This window comes from Psychrobacter sp. K31L (genome assembly GCF_017942195.1).
Lineage (GTDB): Bacteria > Pseudomonadota > Gammaproteobacteria > Pseudomonadales > Moraxellaceae > Psychrobacter > Psychrobacter glaciei.
Genome location: NZ_JAGKSC010000007.1, coordinates 56,204 through 78,017, shown reverse-complemented (window position 1 = coordinate 78,017; position 21,814 = coordinate 56,204). Strand labels below are relative to the sequence as shown.

Annotated in this window: 16 protein-coding genes; 9 read left to right on the top strand and 7 right to left on the bottom strand. The window is 44.4% G+C overall.

The genetic code is table 11. From position 1 onward, the window contains the following. Nucleotides 1-119: 119 nt before the first annotated feature. The gene (locus J5X94_RS11405) at nucleotides 120-899 is read right to left on the bottom strand and encodes a hypothetical protein (RefSeq protein ID WP_210541342.1); all 780 of its coding nucleotides are present in this window, start codon (nucleotides 897-899) and stop codon (nucleotides 120-122) included. 588 nt (nucleotides 900-1,487) lie between these two features. Here J5X94_RS11405 and J5X94_RS14045 point away from each other — a divergent pair. Continuing rightward, on the top strand, nucleotides 1,488-2,375 hold the full coding sequence (locus tag J5X94_RS14045) for an energy transducer TonB (protein ID WP_210541341.1): 888 nt from the start codon (nucleotides 1,488-1,490) through the stop codon (nucleotides 2,373-2,375). 90 nt (nucleotides 2,376-2,465) lie between these two features. Beyond that, nucleotides 2,466-3,341 carry a mechanosensitive ion channel family protein gene (locus J5X94_RS11395; RefSeq protein WP_010198929.1) on the top strand — a complete coding sequence of 292 codons (876 nt, stop codon included), beginning with the start codon at nucleotides 2,466-2,468 and terminating at the stop codon, nucleotides 3,339-3,341. A 34-nt stretch (nucleotides 3,342-3,375) separates the two neighbouring features. On the opposite strand, the gene ybeY is transcribed toward J5X94_RS11395, so the two are convergent. Together ybeY and J5X94_RS11385 are read right to left on the bottom strand one after the other, a co-directional pair. Beyond that, a complete protein-coding gene (gene ybeY, locus J5X94_RS11390) occupies nucleotides 3,376-3,972 on the bottom strand; it encodes an rRNA maturation RNase YbeY (RefSeq protein WP_228293243.1) in 597 nt (198 codons plus the stop codon). 173 nt (nucleotides 3,973-4,145) lie between these two features. Then, nucleotides 4,146-5,234: a PhoH family protein gene (locus J5X94_RS11385; RefSeq protein ID WP_210541364.1), complete on the bottom strand. Its 1,089-nt coding sequence runs from the start codon at nucleotides 5,232-5,234 to the stop codon at nucleotides 4,146-4,148. A 579-nt stretch (nucleotides 5,235-5,813) separates the two neighbouring features. On the opposite strand from J5X94_RS11385, the gene J5X94_RS11380 reads away from it, so the two are divergent. The 3 genes from J5X94_RS11380 to J5X94_RS11370 all read left to right on the top strand — a co-directional run bounded on the left by J5X94_RS11380 (nucleotide 5,814) and on the right by J5X94_RS11370 (nucleotide 9,742). Further along, nucleotides 5,814-7,124 carry an FAD-dependent monooxygenase gene (locus tag J5X94_RS11380; RefSeq protein WP_210541340.1) on the top strand — a complete coding sequence of 437 codons (1,311 nt, stop codon included), beginning with the start codon at nucleotides 5,814-5,816 and terminating at the stop codon, nucleotides 7,122-7,124. A gap of 73 nt (nucleotides 7,125-7,197) precedes the next feature. Further along, nucleotides 7,198-8,466, top strand: coding sequence for an FAD-dependent monooxygenase (locus J5X94_RS11375; protein WP_210541339.1), 1,269 nt, complete (start codon nucleotides 7,198-7,200; stop codon nucleotides 8,464-8,466). Between the two features lie 70 nt (nucleotides 8,467-8,536). Continuing rightward, nucleotides 8,537-9,742, top strand: coding sequence for a hypothetical protein (locus J5X94_RS11370; protein WP_210541338.1), 1,206 nt, complete (start codon nucleotides 8,537-8,539; stop codon nucleotides 9,740-9,742). 43 nt (nucleotides 9,743-9,785) lie between these two features. Here J5X94_RS11370 and J5X94_RS11365 read toward each other — a convergent pair whose 3' ends face one another. Then, nucleotides 9,786-10,697 carry a lysine exporter LysO family protein gene (locus J5X94_RS11365; RefSeq protein ID WP_210541337.1) on the bottom strand — a complete coding sequence of 304 codons (912 nt, stop codon included), beginning with the start codon at nucleotides 10,695-10,697 and terminating at the stop codon, nucleotides 9,786-9,788. A gap of 271 nt (nucleotides 10,698-10,968) precedes the next feature. On the opposite strand from J5X94_RS11365, the gene J5X94_RS11360 reads away from it, so the two are divergent. From J5X94_RS11360 to J5X94_RS11350, 3 genes are read left to right on the top strand one after another with little or no spacing between them, the layout of a single operon-like run. Further along, nucleotides 10,969-13,791: an alpha/beta fold hydrolase gene (locus tag J5X94_RS11360; protein WP_210541336.1), complete on the top strand. Its 2,823-nt coding sequence runs from the start codon at nucleotides 10,969-10,971 to the stop codon at nucleotides 13,789-13,791. A gap of 27 nt (nucleotides 13,792-13,818) precedes the next feature. Next, nucleotides 13,819-15,000, top strand: a complete 1,182-nt coding sequence (locus J5X94_RS11355; RefSeq protein ID WP_210541335.1) for a patatin-like phospholipase family protein — start codon at nucleotides 13,819-13,821, stop codon at nucleotides 14,998-15,000. Nucleotides 15,001-15,008: 8 nt separating this feature from the next. Beyond that, nucleotides 15,009-15,833, top strand: coding sequence for an SDR family NAD(P)-dependent oxidoreductase (locus J5X94_RS11350; protein ID WP_210541334.1), 825 nt, complete (start codon nucleotides 15,009-15,011; stop codon nucleotides 15,831-15,833). A 253-nt stretch (nucleotides 15,834-16,086) separates the two neighbouring features. Here the strand turns inward: J5X94_RS11350 and J5X94_RS11345 are convergent, their stop codons facing one another. From J5X94_RS11345 to nadA, 3 genes are all read right to left on the bottom strand, one after another. After that, nucleotides 16,087-16,980: a phosphatidate cytidylyltransferase gene (locus J5X94_RS11345; protein WP_210541333.1), complete on the bottom strand. Its 894-nt coding sequence runs from the start codon at nucleotides 16,978-16,980 to the stop codon at nucleotides 16,087-16,089. Nucleotides 16,981-17,064: 84 nt separating this feature from the next. Continuing rightward, a complete protein-coding gene (gene nadB / locus J5X94_RS11340) occupies nucleotides 17,065-18,975 on the bottom strand; it encodes an L-aspartate oxidase (protein ID WP_210541332.1) in 1,911 nt (636 codons plus the stop codon). Between the two features lies 1 nt (nucleotide 18,976). Further along, on the bottom strand, nucleotides 18,977-20,116 hold the full coding sequence (nadA, locus tag J5X94_RS11335; protein ID WP_194620314.1) for a quinolinate synthase NadA: 1,140 nt from the start codon (nucleotides 20,114-20,116) through the stop codon (nucleotides 18,977-18,979). A 324-nt stretch (nucleotides 20,117-20,440) separates the two neighbouring features. Here nadA and J5X94_RS11330 point away from each other — a divergent pair, with 324 nt between their 5' ends. Next, the gene (locus J5X94_RS11330; RefSeq protein ID WP_210541331.1) at nucleotides 20,441-21,475 is read left to right on the top strand and encodes an NUDIX hydrolase; all 1,035 of its coding nucleotides are present in this window, start codon (nucleotides 20,441-20,443) and stop codon (nucleotides 21,473-21,475) included. Nucleotides 21,476-21,814 lie beyond the last annotated feature (339 nt).

The following is a 21,814-nucleotide window of genomic DNA, read 5'->3' as shown; positions in this document are numbered from 1 at the left end:
CACTGCTGATATCAGTTTTTCTTGCTTGCTTGCTTGCTGTGCCTGTGCAGACAGAGGCGACAAAAAATTGATATCAGCAATACCGTCGCGTTTTTAGGATATTTTGACTATAGTGGGTTCTAAACTTGACTCGGTTCGGTGGCATCATCAATCGGGTTGATTGGACCTTGCATGAGTTCAGGCTCATCATCGTCGCCAATGATGTCCTCGTTGCTGCTCGCTGCCAATAGATCGCGATAATTGATTTGCGTTTTCAAAATCATTTGCTCTTCTTCAATTTCGCCATAATTCACTTGTACCTTATGCAAAGCACTCATGATTTTTTTGTTCTTTTTTAGCCAGCGATTGATATCGAGATAAATAACTTCATCTTTTGCGCGCGCGATATTGATATAAGACAAAATAAAACCCAAAGGATCTTTTTTTAGGATGCGATGGTAGAACCAAATGAACAGCTTGACGCCTTGACGTTTGATAAATGACTCGCAGCGTAAGTTAAGCACATCGGTATAAGTTTGTTGCCCAAACACAAAGCGCTGTACATTACGATCAAGTTGCACATGAACCAAACTGAAATTACTGGCGATTTCTACATAAATACCGGCTACGTTGATAGTGCAGTACAAGCGAAACCAATCATCATGCATCTCAACACGCAGCTCTAAGATGGCTTTGACATTGTCGGTCACGAACTTTTGCAGAGCATCATTGACATAGCTCTGAGCGACTGGCAGAGATAGCTCATCTTCAAGTTTATCAGTCGTTCTATCATATAGGTTCTTGATGGTTTGGGTTATGCGATCCCAACCATCGCTGAATGACTCGTCAAAACGATAGTCGATACTATCGAAAAAGTCATCAAAACTGTCTGAATTATTCACGTTATCAAAATCACTCAAACTTATTATCCTTATAAATATAGGGCAGCAACATCAAAGGCGACGCAAAGAATCGTTTATGAAGTATGGATGGTCAATGATGGTTTTCTAGTTATCAGGCATACTAATAGTAATCAAAAAACATGACGCCATGGAACTTGCTTGGTTACAGCATTTTTTACTAAGCTCGCCGAGTGCTAGGTACTGCCTTAGCAAACACAAATGAAAAGGTCATGTTTGATAGGGTAATACCTAATAGTTGATAATGTTGTCATTAGAAACAGTATATAACAAAATAGAAGCATGCAAAATGAACACATGCGTTTTGTCGGTATTCATTTGATAAGCATACTTAATATCAATGAACCAATCACATAATCTTGTGAGGTTATTTTTGCTATGCGACTAGAGTGTGTTGATAACCTTAGTACCGCAAAATGATGCATAAGTGGCATAAGGTTGGTCAGCCACGGTTATGCTAGCGACATAATTATATGTCATGTTATGATAGCGCCGACATGTGCCACAGATAACGCGCCTTACTTTTATTCAGCGTATTGTCTGCTGCCTTTATACTTATAAGCTCATATCCAGAAGCTGAGACCAATTGTGGCCTATATCAAAGACTCACAAAGCTACCACTTTTCAGCGCAAGCACCCAAGCGTGATATCAGCTTGCCTGTTGCTATTGCCATCGCGGTAGCCGTCCATGCGTTGATTATTTTTGGTATCAGCTTTTCTATGGGCAAAGATCCCGCAGCGATGATGCAAGACGTGGCTAAGGCGCTAGCCGATAATATGCAGCCAAATGAAGATGCCCATTTTATTGCCAACGCCTCTCAAGAGGGCGGTGGTACGGTACGTGAGCTTTTGAGGCAAGAGACCGATCAGAGCAGTCCATTGTCTGCTGAGCAAATGAGCGAAACCCAAGACGTGATCAGTTTGCAGCGTCAAGTTCGCCAGCAACGCTATCAAGAGAGCTATCTGCGTACCACGCTAAGCTGGCGACAGGCTACGGTAGAGTCTGATAATGACAGTAAGCAATCAAAAGATGATCTCATGGCGCAAGAAGAGCGACTGCGTAAGCAAATTGCCACCCTAGAGGCGCAACTGTCTCAGCGTCAGCAGCTCTATGCAACCAAGTCGAAAGTAGTGACGGTCGATAGCAATTCAACGACGCGTGGTGCAGCCGCTGACTATATCAATACTTTTCGTGAACACGTCGAGCGCGTTGGTAATTTACAATATCCTGCTCAAGCGCGTGCGCAAGGTATTACGGGTGAAGTGCGCCTCATGGTCATTATTAGTCATGACGGTAATATTAAAGCCATTCGCCTGCTTGAAAGCTCAGATTCTACAATATTGGACGAAGCTGCTAAGCAGTCAGTACGGCAAGCAGCGCCCTTTGGTAAGTTCACTAAAGACATGCATGATATAGTCGAGTTGCGTTTGATACGTACCTACCGTTATAGTGACAAAGTAGATGTGACTTATTAGGATAACAAGTTAAGATAACAAGAATCAGTTTGTATCCCTAATAGCAGACACCCAAATTCATAAAATACAGCGATAGAATAAAGAGTCATTATGGAATTTTTAGGTTTTACAATAGATGTGGCCACGCTAACCAGCACTGCAATAGAGTTAGTCATCAAAGTGGCTTTGGCAATACTCATATTCATCATCGGACGCTGGCTGGCCAAAAAGGCGGTCGCTTTCTCTAATCGTCTTATGATGCGTAGCCATCTAGATGAGACAGTCGCTGGTTTTTTGAGCCGTCTGTTGTATGGCGTATTACTGGTCGTGATTACCTTGGCTGCGCTAAGCAAAGTTGGCGTGCAAACCACATCAGTCGTCGCTATCTTGGGTGGTGCCGCCGTTGCCATTGGTCTGTCACTAAAGGATCAGCTGTCGAACTTTGCCGCTGGTATTATGATTGTGACTTTTCGCCCGTTTGTACGCGGTGACTATGTCCAGATCAGCAGTTATACCGGCACGGTGACTGAGATTAGCTTGGTTAATACCCATTTAACGACCATTAACAATCACGATATCATCATTCCTAATAGCGATATCACCACGTCAGCCGTTGTCAACTATACCGCGCTACCCAATCGCCGCGTCGATATTACGGTTGGTATTGGCTACGATGCCGATATAAAAACGGCCAAAGAGGTGATGCTAAGCCTCGCAAGAAACAATGCATTGGCGTTTACTGATCCTGAGCCTATCGTGCGAGTGACCAATTTGGGTGATAATTCAGTGGATTTAACCCTAAACGTTTGGACAACCAATGCTGACTGGTGGTCGATGCAATGCGAGCTACTAGAGCAGTTCAAACATGCGCTCGATGATGAAAAAATTGAGATTCCATTCCCGCAGCGCAGTGTCCATGTTAAAGGCTTAGATCACATGATTAATCAGATGGGCCAAGCGCAGAAATTGCCATTGGCTAAAGACTAGTTCATAAAGCTCTAGTGAGTAAAAGCGCATATATTTAAATATAGGGATTTGGTAGGTTCAAGCCTGCCAAAATCTCAACCTCAAAGCTTTCCATCTCATCTTGCTCGGATTGCCCAAGCTCATGATCAAACCCTAATAAGTGCAGTACACCATGTATCAATAGGTGACTAATATGCTGCGCGACGGTTTTATCTTGTTCGGCGGCCTCACGTACCATGACTTCATGACAAATGATTAACTCACCCAGTGGCAGCGTTGGCATCAGCTCAATGATGGCAGCTGGCATATCGCTTGGGTAGGATAAAATGTTAGTCGCATAATCTTTGCCACGCGCTTCCAAATTCAATTCGCGTCCTTCTGTCTCATCCGTAATATATATATCGAGTGCTTTTGGCTTTTCTTGCCATTGCTCAGAGTCAATATCTGAAAAGTAAGGCAGAGTCATACCAGTGTTAATACGTTCATCGATATAATTCAGCGTTGCCATTATGACTGGCAACAGATTATCTGCACTATAAAAGCGCTCAATCAAATTATCATCAATACTGTCAATCGCGCTGATATTGAGATCTGCGCTGGTCAGATTATTTGCAGCTGTTTCAGTCATACTATTATCATTAGCTTGGTTCATTTTTCTATCCTTTAAAAAACAACACGCCCTAATAAAAAACCGAATTACTGTCTTTAGTAATCCGGTTTTCATTGTTTTAAAACCTAATGTTTTGAAACCTAATGTTTTAAAGCTAAAGGTTCTAATGCTCAACGTTTCATTACGGCTACAATTTATCAGCTATAGCTGCTCACTTATAACTTAGCAGCCGCGTTGCTGATCGCTTGTCTACGCTCTTGCTCAGCTAAGCGTTCTTGTTTGCGCTTTTCTTCTAGGATCAACTGCTCAGTGTCAAATACTTCATAAGCTTCAACGATTTGTTGTACCAATTGATGGCGTACCACATCTTTTGAATCGAATTTAGTGATATGAATCTCTTCGATACCGCTTAAAATTTCGAGCGCTTGCGTCAGTCCTGACTTGGTACCGCGTGGTAAATCGACCTGAGTAATGTCACCTGTGATGACTGCACGTGAGCCAAAGCCTAAGCGTGTCAAAAACATTTTCATCTGCTCAGGTGTGGTGTTCTGTGCTTCATCCAAAATAACAAACGAATTGTTCAAGGTACGACCACGCATATAAGCAAGTGGTGCAACTTCAATGATTTGCTTTTCAATCATTTTGCCGACTTTTTCAAAGCCAAGCATCTCGTATAACGCATCGTATAACGGGCGTAAGTAGGGATCGATTTTTTGTGACAAGTCACCCGGTAAAAATCCTAGCTTTTCGCCTGCTTCTACCGCAGGGCGTACCAATAAAATACGCTCAATCTCATTACGCTCTATCATATCGACCGCACAGGCAACAGCAAGATACGTCTTACCCGTACCCGCAGGCCCAATACCAAACGAGACATCAGAACTCAAAACGTTTTTCACATAACTTTGTTGATTGCCACCGCGCGGAATGATTTTACCTTTGCGCGTGCGCAAGCTGATCGGGGTGAACTCACTAGCGGTTTCTAAATTGTTCTCATTTTCTTCAGCAGTAGCTTGCTCATCTTCCTCGTTATCTTGATCGCGCGAGATGCTTGACTGGATAATGAGGTGCAGCTCTTCTGCGCTAATATCTTTTGAGTTTTGAGCTTCATCGACCATTTTGTAAATGATGCGTTCGCCACGCTCAACGCCAGTTATATCACCACTCAGGCAAAAGTCCCCTTGGCGTTGGCTGATTTTGATATCGAGGCGTTCTTGGATATATTTCATGTGGTTGTTATATTCACCAAGCACGGTTTTGAGCTGTGCTGGGGTCAATGATTCGAACTTTATACGGCGGCTCATGGAATCAGTCAATCGATTATCCTTATATTGGTAGCCCGATGCTATTCCTATTTATTGATAGAAGCATGGGTGTAATAGATAAAATAGTCAGTAATACTTTTAGAGAGTAGAGACAACAATGACGGTAAAATTATTATGTAATTTATCGATAGTAACAAGTGAATGGCCTTCCTTTATTATGGTAGATAGATTTTAAAATTCAAGCCATAGATGGCATGGACAGCCTTGTTTTTGTATGGCGATTGCAACCGCTGTACCAAGATTTTGGAAGCACTGCCGTTTAAGCTGATTAACTTTGTGCCTCAAGTAAGCTGGCGCTGTTATTTTAGATAGTCGATGCTTTTTGTACACGCTGTCTATACCGTCAAGAGCACAGAATGACGGACAATTTGTGGTAATCTATCAGCCATATCATCACTATTTACATCGCTGTCTAAATAGCAAACTTAATACTGAGCTTCACCTCTTAATAGAACGATGGCGTTTTTATATAAAGTAATATAACTTCTATAATAATAAAGTTTTTGCTGATGACTGATAGCCAGCCAGCATACCAAATAGATCACAATAGGAATAATCATGATGCAAAATACGGATTCAAATTTATCGAATGCCAAAAACAAATTTGGCAATTCAAGGGCAGTCACTGATCAGAATGTTCTTATCGTTGGCGGTGGGCACGTGGGTTTGTCTTTTGCGTTGCTACTAGCGCATCATGGTATCGCCAGTACTTTGCTCGAAAAGATGGGCTATCCAACCATCAGTCCAAATGATGACAGTAATCGAAGCCATTATTTAGACAGCCGCAATACGGCACTATCACGGCGTACGGTACAGATTTACCAAGAGATTGGTCTATGGGATGAGCTGCAAAGTCATGCTTGTCGCATTGATGCAGTTCAAATCAGTGAACAAGGTAGTTTTGGACGCGCGCAGCTGAATAAAGACGAAGAAAAAGTAGAGTCATTTGGTCAAGTCATGGAAAATGCTTGGCTGGGACGTAAGCTATTGCTTGCCGCTCAGCAAGAGCCGCTCATTGCCTTAATTGATCATGCGAATGTCACGGCAGTTGCTCAGAAAAACGACATGGTGACGTTGAGCTTTAGCTACTATGGTAAAGAGGAGTATGAGCAGCAGTTGCAAGCCAGCGTCTTGGTCGCTTGTGATGGTCGCGACTCTACGGTGCGTCAGCTATTAGGTATCGGCACGGCGACTTATGATTATCAGCAAACCGCTATCGTCGGCGTGGTAGAGACTGACAAACCACACGGGCATGTCGCGATTGAGCGTTTTAGCCCAGCAGGGCCACTGGCGGTATTACCATTGACAGATCCAGACGGCGATGGCAATGATGAGTATCAAACAGGTTATAGACGCTCGGTGGTTTGGGTCTGTCCAACGGGTGAAGAAAATAAATATTTAGAAGACGATGCGCATTTTTTAGCAACTTTGCAGAAAGCCTTTGGTGAGCGTGCTGGCACGTTTGTCACAGCTGGTCGTCGCGGTGCTTATCCACTAACACGAGTATTGGCAGACAAACAAGTCGATGGTCGCTGTGTGGTTATGGGCAATGCGGCGCATACCTTACATCCTGTCGCCGGTCAAGGATTTAATCTCTGTATGCGTGATGCTCATGTGCTGGCGCAGATGATGAGTACGCAAGTGCTAAAAGGCGCAGACATTGGCGATACGCAATTATTAAAACGCTATGAGAAGGCACGTCAAACCGATCAAAAACGCGTCATTCGCTTCTGTGATGCCGTGGTACATGGCTTTATGCATCCTAACCCCGCCATTAAGCTGGCACGGAATGTGGCCTTGGTTGCCTTTGATAAACTGCCAAATATTAAGCCACTAATCGCCAATTATGCGATGGGACTAAAGTCGTAGTTTATCACATTACGTTATATCAACGGTCTATACCAATGTTCTATACGATGGCATTTAAATGTAGGAATAACTTATGAAAAATAATCATACGCTGATTATCGGTAGTGGTATTGTTGGGGCGACATTGGCGTTAAAACTGGCGCAAGCAAAAATGCCCGTGACGTTAATTGATGCACGCCCTGAACGTGATGAGTCAGAGTGGCAAGACATATTGAAGCAACGCGACGCTCGCGTTTATGCACTGAGCGTGGCCAGTATTAACTTGCTCAACGATGTCGGCGCATGGCAAAAAATTGCTGCCTCTGAGCGTAAAGCGGACTACTCGCAAATGCAGGTGTGGCAACTGAACGGCATGGGTGAGCTATTATTTGGTGACAGTGGTGATAATCATTCTAATACTACGCTACCGCAAATGCTTGGCAGCATGGTTGAGCCCGCCGTCATTGAACATGCGTTATGGCAGCGTTTATCTGAGGATGATGTCAGTGACTATTTAACCGTCATCGCTGGACATAAAGTTATCAATATGGATTGGCTGGGTGCAGAGCAAGGCTACCGTGTGACTTTAGATGATGGTACTGTGATTGACGCTCAATTATTAGTGGGCGCGGATGGTCGCGGCTCATTTGTGCGCCAGCAAGCAGCCATTGGACTCGATACACTCGATTATAATCAAACGGCAATTTGCTGTGCGATTCACACTGAAAAACCACATCAAGCAACCGCACGCCAAGCGATGCTGCCCACAGGTACACTGGCACTATTGCCGTTAGCGGATATCACTGATGCAGATAAAGCCAATCCGCAACACTGGCAGTCGATCGTGTGGACACTACCACGCAATCAAGCATTGGCATTGATAGAGGAAGATGCGCACTTTGTCGCTGATAAATTGGCTGCTGCCAGTAACTATGAGCTAGGTGCTATCACTCAGATTGAGTCCATCGCCAGTTTTCCATTGACTGCGCAACAAGCGAAAAGTTATGTCGCAGATAATTTGGTCTTAATCGGTGATGCGGCGCATGGTGTCCATCCGCTAGCAGGTCAAGGGTTGAATTTAGGCATGCTCGATGTGCAGACTTTAAGCGAGCAATTGGCACACGACTTTGCCCGTAGCGGTGGAACCAGTTGGGGCGGTAATCAAACATTGCGTAGCTACGAGCGTTTGCGTCGTTCACATAACAGTTTAATGATGCACAGCTTTTCCGCGCTTAACTGGCTATTCGCAGGGTCGCTTGCACAGATGCGTCCTATTCAACAAATACGTAGCGAAGGTATGTATCGAGTGGGCAAAATTAAGCCATTGATGAGACTGTTTGCTAAGCAGGCGAGCGGGGTTTAAGGTTTTGACTTAGAGATATTGAGCACTTATCCATTATCTATCTTAAATGACTTATCCAAAGGCAAACCCCATGCTAATCCCTAAATACTGGGCGCAATACAAACAGCGCTTTGAGTTATCAGGAACGGCTGATAACACGTCTGATACTTTTAATTCTAAACAAGCCACTATTAAACGTTATGGTTGGTCAGATGTCAGTCAAGCAGAAGCGCTAAGCCATGCTAAATCTCGCGTGAGAGAGACGCATAACCGCTGGCTGGCAGGTGAAGATATCTTACGTCGTGAGCGCAAGGAAGAATATAACGCAAGCAACGGTATTCCCATTCGTGAAGAGATTATTTCTGAGCATGATTTTCCAGAAAATGAATTATCCAATAATAGTGCAGCAGTGACGAAGCTTATCGTTACGCGTAATAGTTACGGCGCACAAGTCGCTAACGTCGATAACATCGCAATCATTGATGTCGATAATAAAGATCTACTAGGTCATTTATATCCCGAACATTACAGCTCTAATGGTTTTATGCCTGCTATACCCACTTATCAAAGTAAACCATCAAGCAAATTAAAAATTTGGGTTTTTATCCTTGTGTTTATTCTTATCGCCAGTGTCATCGCTTGGCTAGGGTTATCATGGTTGTGGCTATTAGCAGTTATGTTTGGCGTGACTGCTTATTTATGGCAACAGGCCAGCCAAAGAGACAAAGCACACGCACAAAAATATACCGATGATATCGCCTCATTACTGCCTTACATGACGGATGTAATCAAAAAACGTGTTGCCAATCATCCTACCGAACGCTTTCGTTTATATCAAACGCCAGCAGGATTTCGCATTATTGCCACACACGATACTATCGCGCCAAGTGATGAGTTGGTCGCGGAGTGGTTTGAGTATTTCCATGCGGATGCCAATTATGTGCGTCTGAGTCAAATACAGCAGTGCTTTCGAGCGCGGCTCACTGCTAAGCCGTGGCGTATGGGTGAGGTTGAGGGTAAAAAACTGACTAAAGATATCCCTGCTAAAAACTTTTGGTTTGGCTCTAATAATATCGATGTAGATAGTAGCATTGAGCAACGTCAAGATGAGTTAAAAGCGCGTAAACAGTGGATTGTTGACTATGATCGTTTTGCCCAAGGCTATCGTACTTGTCATTATGTTGAGAGTTTTGCTGGCAAGGAAGCCAGTCATCAATTAGAGTCTGTAGCGATAAAGGCTTTTGTCGATTGGCATGATAGGGCTTGTCGAGTGGATAAAGCGTTACCGATGGCTTGATAATGAAAGGACTCTCACCCTATTTGAATCAAAATTTTTGCTATCATCCCAACGCCGAAAATACCACCATCAACACAGGCGAGACAATATTAATAATAAAGCCAAAACTAATCGCTAATGGCACAACTTTTAGACCGCCAGATTGTTGAATGATCGGTAAGGTAAAGTCCAAGCTCGTCGCGCCGCCAAGTCCTACCGCTGCTGATGGATATTTACGCATAAAGACGGGGATAAATATCAGCGCAAAAAACTCACGTACCAAGTCGTTAAAGAGTGCCACACTGCCCCAAACCGCGCCATAAGCATCGGTCATGACGATTGCAGATAGCGAGTACCAACCAAACCCTGATGCCAATGCCAAGCCCTTCGTCCACGATACCTCACTGAACATCAGCGCAAATAGTAAGCCACCAACCAATACCGCTAGCGTGAAAATAATGCTCATCTCAACGCCGCGTTTATTCAGCAGCACTTCTTTTAAAGTAATACCTGAGCCTTTCAATCCAATACCGACCAGCAAAATTAATATCATTAACATCACCGTCATGGTGTTTTCGGGTGGCATATAATTGTCTGGTAGGAAGTATCCAATCACCATACCAATGACTACACAAATCACCTGAGCGAGGCTGCCACGAATACTGACGCGATGTTCTTTAGATTTTACGCTGGGTTTTTTGGCGTGCCATGGGCGCAAATGATCGAACAACATCAGGGAAAATAAGCCCGTACCAATCGTCAGTATCGACAATATAGTGACATACAGCGCAATCTCACCTATCTGACTGCCAAGCCCTTCCACTTGTGACAGCTCAATACCAATCAGCGCCAAGATGATAAATACCAGATAAGACAAGCCTTTATCCGCAAGCTTGGTCATTTTAGGATTAGAAGGAATGGCAAAACCAATAAACATTGGCATTAATACCAGAACAAGGGTAATCAGGCTTTGCATGGTGGCAGGCTCGTAGCATTTTTGAAGGTGTTTTTGAGAAGGTATTTCTAAGAAGCTGAGGATTGTAGCATATCAAGCGATTAATACTGACATGAGCGACTAAGATTCCTTGTGAAAACTGACTGTTTAACCATTAAATGTTGACTGATAAGATAAGCACCTTTGTAGCGAGACGGTAGGATAGGGTTTTATGCATGATAATCCAGCTAACAACCATACTTAAGTATTTACCTAATCAACTTTTGTTGCTACATTAAAGGACTGAATATATTTGGCTCGCCTTATGTCGCTCTATCAGCTCAAGTCTCAGTTTCAAGATCAATTGCGCCCAATTAGCGATGCATTGGTCGAGCAAAAGGTTACTGCTAATCAAGTGACGGTGTCAGCCATCTTATTGAGCCTTGGTACGGCTTATGTGATTGCCAAGCCCGCAACTCAGAAGCAGGAATTATGGCTTCTATTGCCTTCATCATTGTTTGTACGCATGGCGCTCAATGCGATCGATGGCATGATGGCGCGCGAGCATGGGCAAGCATCAAGGATTGGTGAAGTGCTCAATGAAGTGGGCGATATCGTGGCTGATACGGCGCTTATCGCAAGTCTTGCTCCGCATGTTGCGAATGCTAATTGGCAAGATTCGGCAGTCAATTTACCAAACCGTATATCAATTCATCAGCCACATATTGTCGGTCTAATCGTGCTTAGTATCGGCACCGAGTTACTAGGTATCGCCAGTAATAGGATGTTAGACATTAGAGCGAATCAAGGGCCTTTGGGCAAAAGTGATCGTGCTTTTGTGCTCGGTGTGCTTGGCACTTTTATGGCAAGTAAAGTACCGCCCGCGTTATTTCATATCAGAGTAGGGCAATTATTTATACTCACAGAGGCGCTGCTACTAAAAACTTGTCTCAATCGACTGCGTTATATGGCAGACTTATATTTGATGCGTAAACCACCTGTGCTACGCTCAAACCGTTTAGACAGTCTTGAGTCAATACCAGACGCATCGTATCAATCTATATTATCTATCGATTGCCAAGCGATTATTGATCAACCTGATACGCTATCTCCCAATACCTTTGCATCGAACTCTCTCTTATTAAATGCCCCTCTATCAAACTCTGCTGCTAAAACGTCCCTTTTGGAGTCCCAGACAATGCCCGCTATTTCTAAAAATACCCAGTCTACCAATGCTAAAGCTGCCCCAAACAAGGTTAGTGATGACCTTAATTTATTATCGTCCGAAGTTGTTAGCGGTGAAAGTTGCTACAACGCGTATGATGGCACGGCAATCTATTATCGCTATTGGTTGACGATGTCTTTAGAGGGTATAAAAAAAGCCAGTCAGCAACACACACAACAGCGCCAAGTCATTCTGCTACACCGTGGTCACGAACATTCTGGACGCTTAGCAGAACTTGGGGAACAATTTGCAAAAGCTGGCTATCAAGTATTTGCTTGGGATGCGCGTGGTAATGGGCGCTCAGGTGGTATCAAGGATCATGCCGAAAGCGTCACCGAGCTGGAGCGCGATTTAGACGGTTTTGTGCAATTGGTTATCGGGCAAACGGGCATTGCTATTACCGATACGTTAATCGTCGCCAGTAGTATCGGCGCGGTACTCGCAGCAGCATGGGTACATGATTACGCGCCAAATATTCGTGGGATGATACTCGGCACGCCTGCGCTAAGTATTCGCTTGTATATGCCATTTGCCATACCGTCGTTAAAGGTGGCTCGCGCGCTTGGATTGATGTCACGCGTGAGCAGCTACGTCAAAGCGCAAGTCTTAACGCATGATAAAGACGCGCAGCAAGCTTATAATGCCGATCCGCTAATCTCAAACAGTATCTCGACCGACTTGCTCATCGATACGCACGCAACCGGTCAACGCTTGCTCGATGATGCGAGTGCTATCACCGTGCCAACCTTTATATTATGCGCAGGTAAAGATTACGTCGTTGATAAGCAGGCCGAACGCGATTTTTATGAGGCGATTAATACGACTGATAAACGCTGGCAGTTATATCCAGATAGCTATCATGCGATTTTTCATGAGACCAATAAGGCAGACGTCTTCGCCGATTGTATCGATTTCGCTGAGCAGGTATTCAGTAAGAACGTCAAAGCGCCTGATTTAAGCGCGGCTCATCTTAATAGTGCCAGTAAAGATAAGGTTGATCGTTTAGCGATTAAACCCTTTAATCCAAGCTTTGCCATTACCCGATTTGCCATGCAAAAATTTGGTCATGTCAGCGACGCCATTGCCACAGGACTAGAGCATGGATTTGATTCGGGGCATTCGCTCGATCATGTTTATTATAATCAGCCCAGTGGTCAGAATAAATTTGGTCAGGCGGTCGATAAGTTTTACTTGAGCAATATTGGTTGGCAAGGAATTCGTATTCGCCGTGAGCATATATTAGAGCTGGCACGTGAAGCTTTAGCAGATATAAAGTCTGGCAATCAAAACCAAGCTAGTCAAAACCAAGCTAAGCAAAACAGCACTGAGTCATTCCAGCCGAAACTACTCGATATCGCTAGTGGGCATGGCTTTTATGCCTTTGATTTATTGACAGAGTTTACCAACTTGCACGCTGAGCTACGCGATTATGAGCAGCACAATATCCAAGCCTTACAGGCAAAGGCGGAACAGTTAGAGATTGCTGATCGAGTCCTTACTTGTCAAAAAGATGCGTTTGACCCTGCCAGTTATTCTCATGTACAGAAGGGAAGTGGCGATGCTAAAGGTCTTGATGATAAAAAGTTCGATATCGCCATTGCCTCTGGCGTGTTTGAATTGTTTTCTGACAATACGCTACCAGCGACGGCATTGGCGGGTATTTATGACAGTTTAAAATCTGATGGTTATTTACTTTATACCAATCAGCCGTGGCATCCTGAGCAAGAATTTATTAGTAAAACCTTAAACAATCATCGCGGTAGCAGTTGGGTGATGCGCTGTCGCTCGCAAGCGGAAATGGATCAATTGGTTGAGAATGCTGGCTTTAAGAAAGTCGCCATGCGTATCGATCGCTTTGGTATCTTTACCGTGTCATTAGCAATTAAAACAGCACCAAATGCTGATAAGTAATAGATGAATAATAAAAGCGTTAAGCTCTTGAATAGAAAAAGCGCCAAGCCTTATGAGCGCGTGCAACTGTTTTCAGGGGGCGGCTCACGTTTTGCCTATTATTTAGGCAGTTATGCGGCATTGGTTGCCCATGATTTGACGCCAGATATCATCGTCGGCACCTGCGGTGGTAGTCTGTCGGCTTATTTAGTCAATTTAGCGCCTGACCCCAAAAATTTGCAGGAGCTGATGTGCAGCCGTGAGTTGTACCGCGTCATTACTGCAATCAGGCATATCGCGCCAGACGAAGCCAATAAGCGACTAAAAGTACGTTATATGACTCAGGCGCTTAAACGCTGGCGCTTGTCACGGCATACTTCCAACCGCCAAAAACAGCAGCAAGCAGATAACTACGAGCGACTATTAGATGAGTTGCAGCAGTTGGCAATGTTTCGGATAGATAACGAGGGGCAATGGCTCAATGAATTGTCTCGTTTTTCTCCCAAGCAGAATAATAATTCGTTTAATACCGCCGCGCCAGAGATAGCCATTATTGCTAGCCGACTGTATCAAGCGCCTACTGCTGATAAATCTGTCCACAATGAGTTTAAACTACAAGAGTTGTTATTTGCGCCACCGCGTTTGGCAGTATCAGAGCATTTTGATGAAATACTTAATTCACCTGCGCATACGTTTGCCGATAGGCGTATTCATCAGTCAGTAAATGTCGTAAAGCAGTGGGAATTTAATTCAGCGGTTCGCGCTTCCATGGCAGATATGTATTATCTACCGCCAACGCCTATAGACTATCTGGGGTGGTGCTTAGGCGGGGTGATTAATCTTACGCCGATCGAGCTAGCATGTCAGCTAGGGCAGACTGTATTTGCAGAGACCAAGGCAGGATACGATACTTATCTTGCTTCGCCAGCGATTCAGCGCGTTTTTGGTTTTGACCCCAATGAGCGTTTGGCACAGGTGCATGGTTATCAGCCAATGGAAACGTCATCACTTGTGAAGTCAGAAAGAAATAGCCGTCAATTGCATTGGTTACCCTTTGCGGATAATGGACAACAGTTGGCAGGACAGCATGTACAAAAGCGTTTTAATATCAGACAAATGACAGTTGAGCTTATTCACAGTGACTATGATGGCTTTGTGCAGCAAATGCAGGCGCAATGGCAATATGGCTATCAGCGTACAGCTGACTATATAAAGCAGCATGGTCTATGAACTCACAAATGAAAAATATTACACAGTCTACTTCAGCTCATAAGCCATCGCATCTTATCGTTTTTGGCGGTACGAGTGGTCTTGGCTTAGGTTTGGCGCTGCATCATCAAGCGCTTGGCTGGCAAGTGAGCGTGGTTGGTCATAGTATGGAGAAGATAGATAATATCAATAGTCAGTATCCTAATATTGTCACTTATTGCTGTGATTTGATGGATAGTGTGCAAACACAAAGTTTGTTAGAGAGCTTGTCAGATATCAGCTTTCAAAGAGTGATTTATAGCGCGGGTAGTTACACCAACGAGCGCGTCCACGATCTGAGTCAAGCGGATAGCGATCAAATGCTCGCGATTAATTTGCAAGCATTTGAGCAGGTTTTTAGGTGGGCAAGTGAGCAGTTAAAGCGCCAAAGTTATTTATCAGATTGCAAAGAAAATAGCAGACTCAGCTTGATTTGTATCGCGTCTATCGCTGGTACTATGCAGTATCCTTATGCCAGCCTTTATGCCAAAAGCAAACGCGCCATGATTGCGGCTGCTAGCGCTTATCGAGCAGCACTTACACCTTATGATATCCAAGTGAATTGTATTGCCTCAGGCTATATTGATACCCAAGCGTTGCATGATTTAAATGACGGCGATGCCAGTCATAAGCCCTTTATAATGACGACTCAAACAGCAATTGACCATATCATGCAAGCGATTGATGATGATATTGAGCTGGCAATCTTTCCACGCTCTATGCGCTATATTACTCGGGCGCTCAATCATTTACCTAAGCCTGTACTTAACTGGATATTGCGCAGTAGATTGGATAAACCTACTGGATATAGTTAGTCCTAAATAAAAGAAATACAACTATTATAACGTGCTACTGGTATCAATTTTTCTTGCTTGCTTGCTTGCTGTGCCTACGCCGACAGAGGCTGCGAATAACTAATCCCAGTAGCACTGTATCTTTTAAAAGTGGATCGACTATAGTCATTCCACTATAAAAGTATTACAGCGTTAACCTCGCTTGAAGTATCACATATACATCTACACTCGGTTGCCTTGTACTACTTTTAAATTGAATCGACTATATAATAACTTAGCCGAGCAGCCAATAAAACAAGGTAAATAACGGCACGCCAATCAGCAAGCTATCCACTCTATCTAATACGCCGCCATGTCCAGCGAGCATCGTACCCGTGTCTTTTACCCCGTGCTGACGCTTAAAGGCGGACTCTAATAAATCTCCAGCGATACCACTGACCGCTAAGCCATAAGCGGCTAATAAGCAAATCCACCAGCTAAAATGCGTCAGCCAAATGCCCAATAGCGTCGCCAATAGTGCCGCTAGCATACTGCCGAAAATAGCGCCTTCGATACTTTTATTAGGGCTAATGGTTGGGGCAAGACCACGCTTAAACAGCTTGTGACCAAGCAATCGTCCACATAAATACTGGGCAATATCATTAAATTGACTGGCAAATAAAACAAAAAATAAAACGCCATACTGTTCGCGCTGCCAGATTAATTGTTGTAAGGCAATAAGGCTGACAATCAGGGTGATAAAAGTAAAACTAAAGAATAGGTCTAACAGATTTAAACGTGTGTAAGCTTGAGGAGAATGAGGAAGGGTTTGGCTAAAAGGCTGAGTATTCGCTTGTAAACCGCGCGCTTGGAGCTTGTGAATCAGCACAGCTTTGTTGCGTATGCACCATAAGCGTTTGATCTCATAGCTACCACGCAAACCAATTAAGACGAAAAAAGCGATGAGCATCCACTGGTAGGGGTAGGTAGGAGGCTGTGAGGGTTGGCTATTATCCGTTATCTTAGCGATAACATAACACGCGCAAAGCGCCGCTAACATCAGCCACCACGAGCGTGCAATCAGATAAATTTTTGGCAGGCGCTTACGCAAGCGAGGTAGGGCAAGCAAGGCCCACGTCAAACTGACGACCATCATAAGTCCGATCACAAACAGCGTATCAGTAGCCATATTTTAAGCACTTTGGGGTCAATAAAGAACGGCAATTTATCGTTTTTCATGGCTAGAATAACAACCTTCAATCGCTGTTAGACGTTAGCAACTGTATGCTGTTCCAACCTCTGTGTCATCGATTATAGGCTGAACCAACCAATCAATGCTACCTTCTTTGTTACCTGTTTTGTCACTTTCTCTCAACTTCGATAAGGGCGCAATCACACTCGTTCGAGGTGTGGTTGCTAGATGTGGATAGTCTTGACGATAATGACCACCGCGACTCTCATAACGCTGATAAGCCGACTGAATAATCAATGTCGCTAATTGTAATTGTCGTGCTAATTGAAAGTATGCCAAGCCATCATAGGGAATGGTATTGCTCTGACTATTTATATCGAGAGAATTAGTTATATTGAGAGCGTTAGTTATCTTGAGAGGATCAGACTTGAGGCATCCAAGCTGCTGCTGCCAATTTTCTATTTGTAGCAATGCTTGTGCTAATTGCCCAGCGCTACGAGTGATACCCATATGAGCAGTCATCAGAACTTTTAGTTTGGCGGTTATCCCAGCTATGTCAGCATCTATATTGACGTTATGATGAGTATTGCTTTCATAGTCAGTAGACGGTGGCAGAGTAATGGGCTGAGTATCTTTAAGCGTTGGCGGCGTCCAAATGCCAATGGCTGATTGATTTACTTTATCAAAATATGTCGCTTGACTGAGCTCGGTCACGTCTTTTAAATAGCGCGGTAAGTCAGCAGCGATATTGCGCCCAACCACCACACATTCCAAAAGTGAATTACTCGCCAAGCGATTAGCACCATGCAAACCTGTATAGGCAACTTCGCCAGCGGCATAGAGACCTGCCACATCGGTCATACCATTGACAGATGTGACTACGCCGCCGCAGCTATAATGAGCGGTAGGTGCGACCGGAATTGGGTCAGTAGTCATATCGATGCCAAGCTCTAATAACGTTTGATAAATTTGCGGGAAGTGCTCTCGTAAAAACTGTTCTGGCAGATGACTGACATCAAGGTTTACGTAGCCAAGTCCATTCGTACTAATCTGCTCAGCAATGGCACGAGCGACGATATCGCGTGGTGCCAGTTCTGCACGCTCGTCAATGTCCAACATAAAGCGCGCACTGGTCTTTGGACAAGTCAGACGGCCACCTTCACCGCGTAGGGCTTCCGATATCAAAAAGCTACTGTCATCTAACGCCAAACCAGTCGGATGGAATTGGATGAATTCTAAGTTTGCTAAGCGGCAGCCTGCTTGCCATGCCATCATTACGCCATCACCGACACAGACGTTGGGCGCACTGGCACGCTTAAATAACTGACCCAAGCCACCACTAGCCAGTACGACTGCGCGACTATAAAAAGTTAGTTGTCGTTGACTAATATGATCAAAAACTTGCGCCCCTTGGCACTGATTATCACTGCTTGTTAAAAGGCTCAGCGCTTCATGATAAGGCAAAATAGTGATATTGGCAGCAGATTGAGCCTTTATGGTCAAGGCTTCCATAATGTGTCGACCAGTCGCATCATCTGCATGAGCCACACGGCGACAGCCATGACCACCTTCTTTGGTTAAATGTAAGCTAGCAGTCTGTAGTTCAGTGAAAGGTTTTGCATTATCATCTTGCTGTATCTGGGTAAAAGGCACACCTTGCTCACATAACCATTGCACAGCCTGCTGTCCGGCACTTAAAATGCTACTGGTATTGTCAGCTTCGCATAACCCTGCGCCAGCGATTAAGGTATCAGCTATGTGGTCAGCGACAGAGTCATTTTTATCTAGGCTGGCAGCAATACCACCTTGCGCATAATGGCTTGAGCAAACTTCCAAGTCGGCTTTGCTCAATACGGTAATATTCAGCAATGTTGGTAATGCTAGAGCCGTGCTTAAACCAGCCAGACCTGCACCGATAATTAGGACATCGGTTTGTACCGCTCCATCAAAATTATCAGCATTTAGTGCTTCCGCTGTAGACAGCGCATTCATATTAGGCTGCTCCGACATTGGCGAACAGCTCGCGGTCTTTAACGATGTCACCGCTCGCTACCACTCGCTGTTTTTGTGATTCGGCAAAATCAAGCATACGTTGCAAGGGCTTTTTAGCCGCAACTGCCAGATCAGGCGTCATCAAAACTTCACCGCTCTGATTGGTTAGGCATTGCTCGATACCTTTTAAGCCGTTCATCGCCATCCATGGACAAAAGGCACAGCTCTTACAGCTTGCGCTTTCACCAGCAGTAGGCGCTGCTAAGAAACGCTTATTTGGCGAGCGCTTTTGCATTTCATGCAAGATACCTAAGTCGGTGGCGACGATAAAGGTATCGGCATCCATCTCATAAGTCGATTGCAACAATTTGCTAGTAGAGCCGACCACATCGGCGAGCGCCACCACGCTATCAGGCGATTCAGGATGCACCAATACTTTAGCGTTTGGATGCTCCTCTTTTAATTGCAGCAGCTCGGTCGCTTTAAATTCATTATGTACGAGGCACGATCCTTGCCAAAGCAGCATATCTGCGCCCGTCTCTTTAGCGATATATTTACCTAAATGGCGATCAGGGCCCCAAATAATTTTTTCACCATTATTATGCAAATGGCGAATGATATCGATGCCAACGGATGACGTCACCACCCAGTCAGCACGGGCTTTGACGGCAGCGCTAGTATTGGCATAAACCACGACGGTACGCTCAGGATGGGCATCACAAAATGCGGAAAACTCATCAGCAGGGCAGCCCAAATCAAGCGAGCACTCAGCTTCTAAGTCTGGCATCAGTACCGTTTTTTCCATACTCAGTATCTTTGCAGACTCGCCCATAAAGCGTACACCTGCGACCACCAATGTCTGTGCACTGTGCGCTTGCCCAAAGCGTGCCATTTCTAGTGAATCGCCCACACAACCGCCCGTTGCCAATGCCAAATCCTGAATAAAGGGATCGACATAATAATGGGCGACCAATACCGCATTATGCTCTTTTAATAGCTTCTTGATGTTTTCTTCAACCACGATGCGTTCAGCGCGCGGCAAGTCTGCTGGCATTTTGGCTTTGGCATATTCGATGTTCATTTGAGTGGCGATGCGATTGTCCGTACTCATGATAGGTGCGTCGTAAGGATAAGTTTTCATAAAGGCAAACCTTTTATACAGTAGCGACAAGTAATATGCCGCTAAAAATAAGTCAATTGAATATTGCTAATGAATAAGATGTTTTAATTATGCTCATTTTGAGCATAAATACAAGTGTTTTTTTATAACTGCCTCAATGAAAATACTTATTTTTTAACTCATCAGACCGTAAAGTCGTTGAATAAGCCGCAGTTTTAGTTTTGCAGAATTACAACCGCAGGCTATGATAGTCTGGGATTCACGTTATACTGATCTACAGTATCAAAGCCGCATTTTATGAACTTATTATTCAATGACTACATTTAAAGGATTGTCGCCAAAACTATGACTTTGTCTTATTCACATGCGCATCAACAGGGAAGTGGTACCACTGAAGTGGTCGCAGTGCTAGTCGCCATCACTGACCACACAGCCCGTGTATTAACAGTAGATCAAGGCAAGCTGCTGCCCAATGGTCCTTTGATGCCGTTGCATCGCTCTTTGCAAGCAGGCGTGCGTCAATGGGTGGAGGAGCAGACGCAGCAACCGCTTGGTTATCTGGAGCAGTTATATACCTTTGTTGATACCAATAGACGTAATATCGATGGTCATGCGCTGGTTTATGTGAGCTATTTGGGTTTGGTGCAAGAGACGCAGATGCAAGAGCTACAAAGCGAGGCACTGTGGCGAGATTGGTATGATTATTTCCCGTGGGAAAATCACTTAGATGGTATGCCCAGTATCATCACAGACTTTATCGTACCTGTGTTATTAGAGTGGGCAAATACTGCCGAAGACTTGATTGTGCAACAGCGTCGACGCCAGCGTATTGGCTTATGCTGGGGACTGAGTGAGACGTTTTTAGCAGGTGGCGAACTGACAGACACAGAATTGGTTAGCGACCATGCTCATGAAAGTAGGGAGTGGATCGCAGAGCACGTACTGCTCCGCTATGAGATGCTGTATGAAGGGGGGCTGATACCCGAAGCGCCCAATTACCCGCCAACTTATCAAGCCGTTGTCTTGCCAGATGACTGGTCACAACGTATAGGCGTACCGATGTATTACGATCATCGCCGCGTGATTGCGACGGCTATTTCGAGGCTGCGTGCTAAGATTGAATACAGACCGCTTATTTTTGGTTTGATGCCAGATGTTTTTACCTTGTCACAGATGCAGCAAAGCGTCGAGGCCTTATCAGGAGTGCGTTTGCATAAGCAGAATTTTCGCCGTTTGCTTGATTCACAAAACTTAGTAATGGAGACAGGAGAGAGTAGTAGCGCTCAGCGCGGTCGACCTGCCAAGCTCTATCGCTTCCGCCACGATATTGAGCTGCAAAGCTTGCTAATGGACAGCAAATTGCCCAAACGAAACAAATAGTTGTCAGATTATTCCTACGATATTTCTGCCATATGCTGTGTTTATAAACGGTGACTAGGGCGTGTCCTCATTTTGAAAATGGTGATAAAAATGAGATAAATTGCAGCCAAACAAGAAAAATGGCACAGATAATATCATGATATTGACCAGCTATTTGACGCAGTTTGGCAAGATTTAGCCATTTTTAGCCCATTTAGGCGCTTTCGTTCAGATTGAGGGCACGCCCTAAACACATAAAATACCGACCTATCCTTGCGAGAAGGCTCACTTTGCGCTATATTTATGCTCATTTTGAGTTTAAATCAATCGAATTTATATTCATAGCATACTTATATAAGG